This window comes from Pseudocolwellia sp. G5-9 (genome assembly GCF_055808995.1).
Genome location: NZ_CM147893.1, coordinates 844,138 through 857,456 on the forward strand (window position 1 = coordinate 844,138; position 13,319 = coordinate 857,456).

Below are 13,319 nucleotides of genomic sequence, written 5' to 3' on the forward strand. Positions count from 1 at the left end.
TTTTATGGTAACAATTAATTTAAAAATCAAACATTTACTCTTGCAACATAAACGTATGATATTCCAAATTTTCAAACTGGCAGTTCAGTTGAATTAATATTATCACGGTTTACCATTTCGATAATAAATAGCTTAACCGTACAAATACCAAATCCCGTTAATAAGCAAAGTTACTCAACAAGCTATTTTTATGCCTAACTTCGTTGAATTTATGACTAATAGCCAGCTATTAGATAGAAAAATTCGCCTTGTTATACACAAAAATATCAATGTTGAGAGACTAATATAACTTAGGAAAACAACAATACAGTTTAAGGTTTGATAAATAAGAATTTTAATTCATTATCTAACATTCATTAACCCGAGTTGAGGTTAAATAAACAATTACTTTTGTGGTTTATTACGATCTTTAGCTTTATACCAACCTACCGCTTTATAAATTACCGCAAAAACAACGAACCAAAACATAATGTGGTATACCGCATGTAATGAGCCTTCGCCTAATGCGTGGTCGGTATGGGCTAAAGCTGCTGTACTTAAAAACATGCTTGATATTGCACTTAAAAAAATCATTAAAAACTTCATTTGTATTTCCTTACTCACGTTAATTCTAAATTTTGTATTTCTATTACCCCTTAATGAGGGCTAATAATAAATTAAATATTCAACATACCTTCGCTTTCAATAAAAGCGATTATGTCATCTAAACCTTGTTTGGTTTTCATATTGCTAAACACAAAAGGTCTGTCGCCACGCATTTTCTTCGCATCTCTGTCCATGACTTCTAAAGACGCCCCGACTAACTCGGCAACATCAATTTTATTAATAATAAGAAGATCGGACTTAGTTATACCAGGGCCACCTTTACGTGGAATTTTATCTCCCGCAGATACGTCTATTACGTATAAAGTTAAGTCTGAAAGTTCAGGACTAAACGTAGCACTTAAGTTATCTCCGCCACTCTCTACTAATACAAAGTCTAAATTAGGGTGTAATGCCTGTAAATCGTCAATTGCAGCTAAATTCATAGACGCATCTTCACGAATAGCGGTATGTGGGCAACCGCCTGTTTCAACCCCCATAATACGATCTTCAGCTAGCGCGTTATGACGCGTTAAAAACTCAGCATCTTCACGTGTGTAAATATCGTTAGTCACTACTGCCATATCGTATTTATCGCGTAGTGCAATACATAGCTCTCTTAATAAAGCGGTTTTACCTGAACCAACAGGTCCGCCAACGCCTATACGTAAAACTTGTTTCTTTTTCATAATGTTCTCTTTTTTAAACGCTTATTTTTTTGACTTAAACTCAGCAAGTACAAATTATGTATCAACTAAGATCTAAACAATCTGGTGTATTGCGTTTCATGCCATGCACTTGCCATAGCTAAACGCGGTAAACTTGCGCCAATTTCATCGTCTTTCAATGTGTTTGCTAACTGAATTGATGCGTCTACTTTTTCGGTAATTTCAAATAATAAATTTTGCGCTTGAGTTTGGCCTAAAGGCACAAGCTTAGTTGCCGCAGCAACTTGATTGTCGATATAAGTCCAACAATAACCACTTTGTATCAGCAGTAAATCTAACTTAAATAACGAAGCAATAAGTACAAAAGCACTTACAAAACTGATATCAGCACCTATTTTATTAACATCAAGCAACGCTTCATAACGCTGTAAACCTTGTTGAATTTCAGCTGACTCTAATTGCTTTAATAATCGAATAAGTGCCTTGCCCATAGCAACATCAGCAAGGTGCAATTCGTTACTTTCTCGACACGCAATTAGGTGCTGATTCCATGAAATAAAAGCTGTTAAATCGTCATTTAAAAGTGCTTCATATTGGCGCTTAATAATGGCTAAATCGGTACGTGCAATTGACTGAGATAAATTCAATTCAACCCAGTTACTTGTTGAGTCAACATCATTAACCCAACCCATTTCTACGGCATACTCTAAGCCTTGCGAAAATGAGAATCCACCCACAGGTAAATTAGCACTACACAGCTGCAAAAGACGATTAAACCGTAACGCGTTACCATCTACCATAACGGATAACCGTACTTATTAGTTGATTTTATTGAATTATTCATTACAACCTTACAATCATCTATGTAACGATAAAATTTAGTGTTCATGAGAGTGAGTATCAGATTCACCATGAGAATGGCTATGTGAATGTCCATGAGAATGACCTCCACCTTTACCATAAGCACCACTTTCAGGTTCAAAAACAGCAGGTGTTTTGTCAATAGTTAAACCATAGTTTTCCGCTAATTCTTCTAATACATAATCAGGTTTGAAACGCACCCAAAGCTCACCAATTTGCAAAGACGTATGACGGTTTCCTAAGTGATAACACACCTTACTAAACGACAACCAATCAGTAGCAATTGCAGTAGAAACTTCTTCTGCTTTACCCTTAACTTCAATCAATAAACCGCACTCAGTTTTGAGTACCTGACCGATCAATATGGGATGACCACGTTCAACAAAAATCCCCACATCCTGACCTTTATCAGTTACACCTTTAATGCGTGCTTTTTTACGTGTATCTTGATCTAAGGTGATGGAATCAGCAATTTCATCATGCGTATGATCGAGTCTTTCAAATACTTGTAACATCTACATTCCTAAGTTTTCTTCTTTATATTCTCTACTTTTGGATATCGAAAATATAAATATTTATTACTTCATGATTTTCATAACAAAATAAATCTTAAAGTTTCTCATACATTTTCTATTACCAAACCAATGGTAACTAGTTTGGATTATTACAAAGCCGTCAAACTTTTTATTTTATGAGCATAGTTTAACAATTTAATTAAAATAAAAATGACAATACCTCTATTAGCCTTATTCATATCAATGGTAACTAGTTTTGATTTAGGCAAAGCCGTCAAACTTTTTATTTCATGAGCATAGTTTACCTATGTGATTGAAATAAAAAGTGCCGACAATGCAGCATCAATCAAAAATAGGATCCATTTAGAACAAAGTGTAACGTTGGGCTAGTGGCAGTACGCTCGCCGGCTCACAGGTTAATAGTTCCCCATTCGCCCTCACCTCATAAGTCTGCGCATCCACTTCAATCTTCGGCTGCCAGTTATTATGGATCATATCGTCTTTACCAATATTTCTGGTATTTTTACAAACCCCAACCATACGTGTCATACCGACTTTTTCTGGTACGCCTTTATCTACCGCTGCTTGCGATAAAAAGGTCATAGAGATTTTAGCCGTAGCTAAACCATAAGAACCAAACATAGGACGGTAATAAACAGGTTGCGGTGTTGGAATAGACGCATTGGCATCGCCCATTGGCGCTGCAGCAATAAAACCTGATTTGATGATCATTGATGGCTTAATACCAAAAAATGCCGGTTTCCATAAAACGATATCGGCTAGCTTGCCCACTTCAATCGACCCTACTTCATGGCTTACACCATGGCTTATTGCAGGGTTAATGGTGTACTTAGCGATGTAGCGTTTTATACGGAAGTTATCGTTACGTTCAGTATCTGGCGCTAAAGGTCCACGTTGTTGCTTGTTTTTATGAGCTGTTTGCCAAGTACGTGTGATCATTTCACCGACACGTCCCATTGCTTGTGAGTCTGACGAAATCATACTGATTGCGCCTAAGTCATGCATTACGTCTTCTGCAGCAATACTTTCTTTACGAATACGCGAATCAGCAAAAGCCACATCTTCTGGAATGTTAGGATCTAAATGATGACAAACCATCAACATATCTAAATGTTCATCTATGGTGTTAATCGTATATGGACGCGTTGGATTTGTTGAAGAAGGTAAAACATTCGATTCACCACACGCTTTAATAATGTCAGGTGAATGGCCACCGCCAGCACCTTCTGTGTGGTAAGTGTGAATAGTTCTGCCTTTGAATGCACCAATTGTATCTTCAACAAATCCTGATTCATTTAACGTATCGGTATGAATAGCCACTTGCACATCGTACTTTTCAGCAACCGTTAAACAGTTATCAATAGCGGCGGGTGTTGTACCCCAATCTTCATGCAATTTTAAACCACATACACCGGCTTCAATTTGCTCTTCAAGCGCTAACGGTAAACTTGCATTACCTTTACCTAAAAAGCCAAAGTTCATTGGGAAGTCATTTGTTGCTTGTAGCATTTTATGAATGTACCAAGGACCGGGTGTACACGTTGTTGCGTTTGTACCGGTTGCAGGGCCTGTGCCACCACCTATCATGGTGGTTACGCCCGACATTAACGCTTCGTCAATTTGTTGCGGACAAATAAAATGAATATGCGCGTCTATACCGCCAGCCGTTAATATTTGGCCTTCGCCAGCAATAACCTCAGTCCCTGGGCCTACTTCAATATCAATATTGTCTTGAATGTCTGGATTACCCGCTTTACCAATTATGGCAATACGACCATCTTTAACCCCAACGTCCGCTTTAACGATGCCCCAATGATCAACAATAAGTGCATTGGTAATAACGAGATCTACCGTTTCGTAGCAAGACGCTTGGCTTTGTCCCATACCGTCTCGAATAACTTTACCGCCACCAAACTTAACCTCTTCGCCGTATTCGGTGTAATCTTTTTCAACTTCTAGCCATAAGTCGGTATCTGCTAAACGAACTCTGTCGCCAACGGTTGGACCAAACATGTGCGCGTATGAATGTTTATCAATAGTTGCCATTTTATAAATCTCCCTGCACTTCAGCTCTAAAGCCAAATACTCTACGTTTACCACGATAAGCAATCAGTGTTACTTCGCGCTCTTGTCCCGGCTCAAAACGTACAGCCGTGCCTGAGGTAATATCAAGGCGATAACCTTTAGTTAACTCGCGGTCGAAGGTTAACGCTGGATTCACTTCATAAAAGTGATAGTGAGATCCTATTTGAATAGGACGATCGCCTGAGTTAGCAACCGTAACTTTAAGTTGTTCACGACCGACATTAAGTTCGCGATTACCACTATCGGTTTTTATTTCACCAGGAATTAATCTTCCTGTTGTATTGATAGGTGAAGATGAAGACATGCGACTCTCCTTAAACGATTGGGTTATGCACAGTTACAAGCTTAGTTCCATCAGGAAACGTCGCTTCAACTTGTACTTCAGCTAACAGTTCAGGAATACCTTCCATCACTTGGTCGCGAGTTAATAAGGTTCTACCATAGTCCATCATTTCTGCTACGGTTTTACCGTCTCTTGCGCCTTCCATAATTTCCATAGAAATATAAGCCATGGCTTCAGGGTAATTAAGTTTAACGCCTCGCTTTAATCGACGTTCCGCTAATAATGCAGCAGTAAATAAAAGGAGTTTGTCTTTTTCTCTAGGTAATAAATCCATACGTTTCTCTTAGATTTTTAATGGGCACGTTCTTACAAATTAAAATTAAGTATGCCAAATTCTAGGTTCAATGGCTGACGCCTCAATAACAAGAGGACGTAAATGCTGCCATAACTTTATAAATAAATGTTTACACTGGTGTGCTTGCTCGCCTAAATAGCGGATAACAAACAAACCATGTATATCGGTAATACTGATCAGTTCTTGTGCGTTTTCGCTTTCAATAATCTCGCGTAATACTTCAATGATTAACTTACGATCTTTAAGAGCTGTTAACTGTGTAGGCGCATACACTAAAAAAGTACCAAATACGGGCTTACTGGCTAACCCTGCCATATGATGAAGTAACTTGTTACGGGGTGATATTTCGATACGATCATGATAAATAAGCTTATCACCGCAATACAAACGGTTAAGTTGCGTGTATTGGCCTTGATCAAAATATTGATCTGAACTGGGTAAACCTAAACAGGTAATGTCCCAGCCTAAATAAACGCTGTTGTCTTTAATATGAACATCAACGGTATTAAAACCATCAGCACCTTCGTAAACAATGGTTTCTTGCGGAAAGTTTTCTGCTATGGCTTTATCACCTAAGTAAAACGAGGTTATTTGTGTTTGTTTCGTTGCGCCAATTGATAAATCTTCTCTAGCTCGATAAAAGCGATTAGCGCCAGGGGTAGTTACTAAAACATGAGCTTGAGCTTCAATGTTTATTTCAACATTAAGCTCGTCGCCCGATACGATACCTGCAGGAGGATGCAATAAGTAGATGTGTGCACATTCTTGCCCTTCTGGGTAAAAAGCTTTTTGAACCGATAACGGTCCTTGTCGCGACGTGGTTTTAAGTTGAGTACCATAAGTATTGTGGCTAAATGTTAATGCTAATTTAGCCAACCACTGCCTTGCTTCAACTTTATTTGTTTCTTTTATAATCATTCTTTAGTGTTATGATTCGCTTGGTTTTTATCCGTTTAAACAGATAAATATTTACTCACTAACTCATCCGTCAACTCTACCATTTCACCCGATGCAATAACATGACCTTTTTCCATTAAATGAAATTCTTCGCCTACTGCGCGTGCAAAAGGTAATTTTTGCTCAACCAAAACAATAGTCATGCCGTGTTCTTTGTTCAATTTAAGTAAAACGTCACGAATAAGCTGTACGATATTAGGTTGAATACCTTCGTTTGGCTCATCCAGAATTAAAATATCTGGGTTAAGTACTAACGCTCGCCCTATCGCTAATTGTTGTTGCTGACCACCCGATAAATCACCACCACGTCGATGTAACATTTCTTTAAGCACAGGAAACAGCGTAAAAATATGCTCAGGTATGGTTTTACTTTTCTGACGCTTACAATTTAAGCTCAGTTTTAGGTTTTCTTCCACCGTAAGCTGCGGAAATATATCACGTCCTTGTGGTACATAACCTACTCCGATTTCAGGTCGTGTTTCCACGCCCTTTTTAACTACATCAACATCATTGATCACTAAACTACCTGAGCTGATAGGCAATAAACCCATGATAGATTTTAATAACGTGGTTTTACCTACGCCATTACGACCCATGATGCAGGTGCGAGAACCTTTTTTAATTTTAAGATTTAAATCCCACAGGATTTGAGTGCCACCGTATTGCTGATTTACCGACGTTAACTCGATCATACTGTTTGCTCCTGTGGTTTGCTTTCCAATTCAATTTTTTCTGAAACGCTTTTTTCTATGTCGTCTGAACCGTCTTCTTCACCTAGGTAAACCTGAATCACGTCTTTATTCGATTGAATTTCAGACATAGTACCTTCGGCTAATACAGAACCTTGATGTAATACCGTAACTTGCTTAGCGATTGAACGAACAAACGCCATATCATGCTCTACCACAACCACTGAATGCTTACCTGCTAGCGAGGTTAATAGTTCTGCAGTACGTTCAGTTTCTTGGCCTGTCATACCCGCTACGGGTTCATCAACCAATAACACGCGTGGCTCAGCCGCTAATAACATACCGATTTCTAACCATTGCTTTTGCCCGTGGGATAAACGCCCTGCTGGGTAATAACACTCTTTAGATAAACCAATAGTCATTAAAATTTCAGCAATACGATCTTTCTGTTCGCCTGTAAGTTTATGGAAAAGCGCCGTCCAAATACCTTTATCGCCCGCTAAACTGAGTTCAATATTTTCAAATACAGTCAGTTCTTCAAAAACAGTTGGCTTTTGAAATTTACGACCTATACCTGCTCTGGCAATTTCAGCTTCACTTAACTGTAATAAATCAACCTGTTGACCAAAGCTTACCTTGCCTGTGTCTGGTCGCGTTTTTCCGGTAATAACATCCATTAAGGTTGTTTTACCTGCACCGTTAGCACCAATTAAACAACGTAATTCACCGTCGTTTATATACAAGTTCAAATCGTTTAAGGCTTTAAAACCATCGAAACTTACACTCACATCTTCAACATATAAAATAACGCCATGTCGAGTATCAGGTTTAATATTTTCGTCTGCTAATAAAGGCGAACCACTTTTATCGACTATCATGAGCTAGCCTCCGATTTTTCAATGCTTGTGTTGTTTGACTCTTTTGATTGGTCTGTATCGCTTGCTTCGTTCTCGCTATCTTTTTTATTTAAAATATTAGGTAATAAACCCGCGATACCTTTAGGTAAATACAAAGTAACTAATACGAATAAACCACCTAAGGCGAACAACCATGCTTCAGGCATAATCGCAGTAAAACGTGTTTTAGCGTAACTGACTACCACAGCACCAATGAGCGCACCGTATAAAGTTCCTCTACCGCCAATGGCTACCCAAACCACCATTTCGATTGAGTTAAGTGGTGAAAACTCACCCGGATTGATAATACCTACTTGCGGCACATACAAAGCACCAGCAACACCGGCTAACATAGCGGAAACAACATAAATCCAAAGTTTGTAGTGTTCAGGTTTAAAGCCAACGAAACGTACACGAGATTCAGCGTCACGTATTGCAGTAACCACACGACCCATTTTTGATTTAACAATAAAATCACTTACCATGTAGCCGATAGCTAAGGCGATGGCTGTTGCAACAAAAAGTCCTAACTTGGTTGATGGTTCTTGTAACGAAAATCCTAAAATTTCTTTAAAATCTGTTAAGCCGTTATTACCACCAAAGCCCATTTCGTTACGGAAAAACGCTAACATTAAGGCGTAAGTTACGGCTTGCGTCATAATAGAAAGGTACACACCACTTACGCGTGAACGAAATGCTAACGAACCAAATATATAAGCTAATAAACCGGGGCCAATAAACACCATAGCGATCATCCAAAAAACGCTACTTGAACCTGCCCAATACCAAGGTAATTCAGTCCAGTTTAAAAACACCATAAAGTCAGGTAAATCAGGGTTGCCGTATACACCTCTATCACCTATTTGGCGCATTAAATACATACCCATAGCGTAACCACCTAGCGCAAAGAAAGCACCGTGGCCTAAACTTAAAATTCCGCAATATCCCCACACTAAATCTACCGCAAGGGCTAATAAGGCATAACATAAGTATTTACCAAACAAGCTTACGGTGTAATCACTTACGTGAAAGAAAGATCCTTCGGCAAAAACTAAATTACAAAAGGTTACGTAAAAAGCCGATATCAGTAAAAAGCCAATAACAACGCGTAAACTACCTAACTCTGATAACTTTTGTACAAATGTTGGCTTGTTATTTGGCACATGGTTATTTGGAGCACTGCTGTTTGAATGATTCATACTTGTGTCTGTTTTAATGGTTGAAGTAGTCATTAGTCTGCTGACCTCCCTTTTTGTGGAAACAGGCCTTTTGGTTTTTTCTGAATGAATAACACCAAGCCAACCAATACAATGATGTTTGCTAGTACAGAGCCAGTAACAGGTTCTAAAAACTTATTGAATGCACCTAACGACATGGCTGCAACTAAGGTTCCCCATAAATTGCCTACACCACCAAATACCACCACAAGGAACGAGTCAATAATATAGGCTTGTCCTAAATTAGGCCCAACATTGGTTAGCTGGCTAAGTACCACACCTGCAATGCCCGCGATACCTGAACCTAAACCGAAGGTAATCGCATCTACCCAATCACTTTTTATACTGAGCGCTCTGGCCATATCACGGTTTTGAGAAACAGCACGAACATGTAAACCTAACGAGGTTTTTTTCAATATCATTAACAAGGCAACAAATACCATTAATGAGAAAATAATGATGTATAAACGGTTAAAGGTTAATGAAAAAATAGGATTAATCTGCCATGAACCACTCATCCATTCAGGAGCAAGTACTTGACGATTTAATGGAGAGAAAATACTTCTTACCAATTGTTGTAAAATAAGGCTAATACCAAAAGTTGCTAATAAGGTTTCTAACGGACGCCCTTTTAAGTGACGAATAACACCGCGTTCAATACCAACACCCACTAGGCCTGATACTAAAAAGGCCGCAGGAATTGCCATTAATAACGAGTATTCAATGTACTGAGGAAAGGCTTGTTGGATAACATAAGTGGTATACGCACCTAACATCATCATTTCGCCATGAGCCATATTAATTACGCCCATAACACCAAAGGTGATAGCTAAACCAATAGCCGCCAGTAATAAAACGGAACCTAAACTGATACCAAAAAATAGGTTTTCGGTAAATTCAAAAATGCCTTTTCTACCATCAATATCAGCTATTGCTTTGGTAAGCGCGAGTTTTAATGCTTTGTCTTCTGCCGACAAAGGGGTTGAAGGCGTTGGTTTAGCAATTTTTGAAAGTTGGTTCGTCATCTCATTCAGTACAGACGGCTCTAAACTGGTTTTTAATTGCTTTACAGCAGCTAGTTTTTCTTCATGTTCGCCATTTAATAACTGCTCAACAAGTAAGGTTACTTGCATTAACTCGCGCACGTCGGTGTCTTGTTCTTTCTTCACCAATTTTGTAATAGTGTCGATACCCGTTTGATTCGGTTTATCTAACAACTGTTTAACCGCTGCAATACGAATTTCTTTGTTTGGATCGGTTAAATCAAACTGAGCAAGTAAACTACGTAACGAACCACGCAATCTATTGTTTGTTTTAATTTTTCGTATTTTGCTTTTAGCAACAACATCAAGAGGCGCATTAGTAAGTACGTCAGTTAATGCGTATTTTTTATCTTCATTAATTTGAGCATGTACCACTTGTTTATTGGCTTTAATGTAATAAAGCTCGCCATTGAGCAAATAATTAAAAGCCTGTTTTACTTGTGGAGTTTTTGTTGCTGAAAGCTGTTCAATTAACAACTGCATTTTTGAAAGTTTGGTAACGGGTAACTTTTTAAATAAAGTAGCAAGTTCAGCATCGGTGCTGACACTAGCGCTATTTTTGGTAGGTGTTACATCATCGTTAGCAATACTTTGCCACGCGAGTAAACAACAAATAAAAGCAGAAAATATTCGCAACATTGCGTTTTCCTTAAGGGTTAACATGGGAATAAAAGGGTTAATAATGAAACTGTATAGATTTACTCAAAACATTCTTTGAATAGAGGAAGATGAAAAATGCTTTGAGTAAATGGGAGGCTAACTTCGCCAACCTCCCGTTAATCATTTACTCGTTATCAGTTAAAAGTTTTGACCAGAACACTTAGCTGTTTTCACATCAAAGTTTCCGCATTTAACTGGCGCAGTCCAATCTGAAATTAAGTTTTTAGAGCTAGGTAAATAATCAGACCAAGCATCACCAATTACTGTATCAGGTGTTTCCCAAACTACTTCAAATTGACCATCTTCTTGAATTTCACCAATAAGTACTGGCTTAGATAAATGATGGTTTGCATTCATTACCGCAGTACCACCTGTTAAGTTAGGAACAGCAACACCAATCATAGCTTGCTCAACCGCATCAACATCTGTAGTACCTGCTTTTTCAACCGCTTTAGCCCACATTTTAAAACCAATGTAAGTTGCTTCCATAGGATCGTTTGTTACACGTTTGTCATCACCAATGTATTTTTTCCAATCAGCAATAAAAGTTTCGTTCTCATCCGACTCTACACTTTGAAAGTAATTCCAAGCCGCTAAGTGACCCACTAATGGTTTAGTATCAAAACCAGAAAGCTCTTCTTCACCTACAGAGAATGCAACAACAGGAATATCTTCAGCAGAAACACCTTGGTTACCTAACTCTTTATAAAATGGAATGTTTGCATCGCCGTTAATGGTTGAAACAACCGCTGTTTTCTTACCTGTTGAACCAAACTTTTTAACTTCAGCAACAATACTTTGCCAATCAGAATGACCAAATGGCGTGTAGTTCACCATAATGTCTTCGTCTTTAACGCCTTTAGATTTTAAGTACGCTTTTAAAACTTTATTAGTTGTACGTGGGTAAACATAATCTGTACCTGCTAAAACCCAACGTTTAGCACCTATATCATTCATTAAGTAATCAATAGCAGGAATTGCTTGTTGGTTTGGCGCAGCACCCGTGTAAAATACGTTTTTAGATGACTCTTCACCTTCGTATTGCACTGGGTAAAAAAGTAAACCGTTAAGTTCTTCTAATACTGGAAGTGCCGATTTACGTGATACAGATGTCCAACAACCAAAAATAACATCAACTTTTTCTTTCGCTAATAATTCACGTGTTTTCTCAGCAAATAAAGGCCAGTTAGACGCAGGGTCAACAACAACCGCTTCAAGTTGCTTACCTAAAATACCGCCAGCTTTGTTTTGCTTATCGATCATCATTAATACAGTGTCTTTTAGTGTTGTTTCACTGATCGCCATAGTGCCTGATAATGAATGCAACACACCGACTTTAATCGTGTCTGCCGCATAAGTAATACTGGTTACTAAACTACTCGCAACAATTGAACTTGCGATGATTAATTTTTTCAATTTCATGATTATTTCCTTTTTCGTAAATATCGTTGGGTTCAATTAAAAAGTTACTAAAGCTTCAATAGCAATAGTGTCTATATCAACATCGTTGATTTCTTCCATACGGTATTCAAAAACCATAAGTAAGTTATCGTTTACCGAAAAGCTTGGTGAAATAGTAATACCGCTAGCATCTTCAAATGTTGCACCAGCTGCATCTTCAACTTCCCAATCGTGGTAACGAACCGTTAAGGCAAAGTTGTCAAACGCGTAGTTAGCCATTAATAAATAACCACTCGCATCACTACCTACAAAGGCACTGTCTTCTGCTGTGTTGTATTCAGCTGCTAGTGTTAATGCGTCTTTTGAATAGCTTGCCCATGTGTTAATTAATTCAACATCACCGTCTTTTGAATAAAAACCTTTAACAGTAATTTCATCAGTCGGCATTAAAGCCACCATAGTTTCAATACCTGGATGCTCTGAATCGATAGATTGTGGACCCGCTAAATCGTTAACCACTGAAACCGCTACCGCGTAACCGTCGCCACTGTAAATACCTGAAATACCTTGTTGGTAGTAACCGTAAAAATATTTAGCGTAACCCGTACCTGAGTATTGAAATAAACCTGTAGGCTCTTCAGTTTCCCAACCGCTGTAACTTAAAAAACGACCTGCTTTAACACTAAAGTTGTCTGACACAGCATAACTAATAAACGCTTGCTCAAGATCTACACCTTCATCAGCATTTTGATATTCAATATCAACAGTTGCCGTTAACTTGTTACCAAAGTCGTATGCAAGGTCAATCTCTACTTGGTCGATACCTGATACGCTAGATGAATCGCCACCGTCTACATCTGAATAAACATAAGACATATCAATAAAGCCTGACACGCTTAAGTTATCCATTAATTTACTATCTTCAGCCTGTGCAGCTGATACAGCGCCTAACGACATTAATACTGTTGCAGCAACAGGTGTTAATTTTTGTAAAATTTTCATGTTTAGCATCCCTTAAGTATTTCAATTGCGTGTTCTATATTTTTATTATTAAACAAGTAACACGAGGTTTATTTAACTGTGGTT

General features: G+C 38.3%; 14 protein-coding genes. All 14 read right to left on the reverse strand.

Going from position 1 to position 13,319, the window contains the following annotated elements:
• Positions 1 to 384: 384 nt before the first annotated feature.
• Positions 385 to 585: a hypothetical protein gene (locus AC0L5Q_RS03650; RefSeq protein WP_473614350.1), complete on the reverse strand. Its 201-nt coding sequence runs from the start codon at positions 583 to 585 to the stop codon at positions 385 to 387.
• Positions 586 to 656: 71 nt separating this feature from the next.
• Entirely contained in the window at positions 657 to 1,271 is a 615-nt protein-coding gene (ureG, locus tag AC0L5Q_RS03655; RefSeq protein WP_077342228.1) for an urease accessory protein UreG, read from the reverse strand.
• A 65-nt stretch (positions 1,272 to 1,336) separates the two neighbouring features.
• Positions 1,337 to 2,050, reverse strand: coding sequence for an urease accessory protein UreF (locus tag AC0L5Q_RS03660; protein ID WP_473614351.1), 714 nt, complete (start codon positions 2,048 to 2,050; stop codon positions 1,337 to 1,339).
• A gap of 78 nt (positions 2,051 to 2,128) precedes the next feature.
• Positions 2,129 to 2,626: an urease accessory protein UreE gene (locus AC0L5Q_RS03665; protein WP_473614352.1), complete on the reverse strand. Its 498-nt coding sequence runs from the start codon at positions 2,624 to 2,626 to the stop codon at positions 2,129 to 2,131.
• A gap of 363 nt (positions 2,627 to 2,989) precedes the next feature.
• Positions 2,990 to 4,693 carry an urease subunit alpha gene (gene ureC / locus AC0L5Q_RS03670; protein WP_473614353.1) on the reverse strand — a complete coding sequence of 568 codons (1,704 nt, stop codon included), beginning with the start codon at positions 4,691 to 4,693 and terminating at the stop codon, positions 2,990 to 2,992.
• A 1-nt stretch (position 4,694) separates the two neighbouring features.
• Positions 4,695 to 5,036: an urease subunit beta gene (locus AC0L5Q_RS03675; RefSeq protein ID WP_473614354.1), complete on the reverse strand. Its 342-nt coding sequence runs from the start codon at positions 5,034 to 5,036 to the stop codon at positions 4,695 to 4,697.
• 10 nt (positions 5,037 to 5,046) lie between these two features.
• Positions 5,047 to 5,349, reverse strand: coding sequence for an urease subunit gamma (gene ureA / locus AC0L5Q_RS03680; RefSeq protein ID WP_076420090.1), 303 nt, complete (start codon positions 5,347 to 5,349; stop codon positions 5,047 to 5,049).
• 45 nt (positions 5,350 to 5,394) lie between these two features.
• The gene (locus tag AC0L5Q_RS03685; protein ID WP_473614355.1) at positions 5,395 to 6,288 is read right to left on the reverse strand and encodes an urease accessory protein UreD; all 894 of its coding nucleotides are present in this window, start codon (positions 6,286 to 6,288) and stop codon (positions 5,395 to 5,397) included.
• A 35-nt stretch (positions 6,289 to 6,323) separates the two neighbouring features.
• Complete coding sequence (gene urtE / locus AC0L5Q_RS03690; protein ID WP_473614356.1) at positions 6,324 to 7,019, reverse strand: urea ABC transporter ATP-binding subunit UrtE; 696 nt, start codon at positions 7,017 to 7,019, stop codon at positions 6,324 to 6,326.
• Complete coding sequence (gene urtD, locus AC0L5Q_RS03695; RefSeq protein ID WP_473614357.1) at positions 7,016 to 7,894, reverse strand: urea ABC transporter ATP-binding protein UrtD; 879 nt, start codon at positions 7,892 to 7,894, stop codon at positions 7,016 to 7,018. The genes urtE and urtD overlap by 4 nt, the downstream gene beginning before the upstream one ends.
• Positions 7,891 to 9,144: an urea ABC transporter permease subunit UrtC gene (gene urtC, locus AC0L5Q_RS03700; RefSeq protein ID WP_473614358.1), complete on the reverse strand. Its 1,254-nt coding sequence runs from the start codon at positions 9,142 to 9,144 to the stop codon at positions 7,891 to 7,893. The genes urtD and urtC overlap by 4 nt, the downstream gene beginning before the upstream one ends.
• On the reverse strand, positions 9,144 to 10,811 hold the full coding sequence (urtB, locus tag AC0L5Q_RS03705) for an urea ABC transporter permease subunit UrtB (protein WP_473614359.1): 1,668 nt from the start codon (positions 10,809 to 10,811) through the stop codon (positions 9,144 to 9,146). The genes urtC and urtB overlap by 1 nt, the downstream gene beginning before the upstream one ends.
• A 159-nt stretch (positions 10,812 to 10,970) precedes the next feature.
• A complete protein-coding gene (gene urtA / locus AC0L5Q_RS03710) occupies positions 10,971 to 12,254 on the reverse strand; it encodes an urea ABC transporter substrate-binding protein (RefSeq protein ID WP_473614360.1) in 1,284 nt (427 codons plus the stop codon).
• Positions 12,255 to 12,290: 36 nt separating this feature from the next.
• Complete coding sequence (locus AC0L5Q_RS03715; RefSeq protein ID WP_473614361.1) at positions 12,291 to 13,235, reverse strand: outer membrane beta-barrel protein; 945 nt, start codon at positions 13,233 to 13,235, stop codon at positions 12,291 to 12,293.
• Positions 13,236 to 13,319 lie beyond the last annotated feature (84 nt).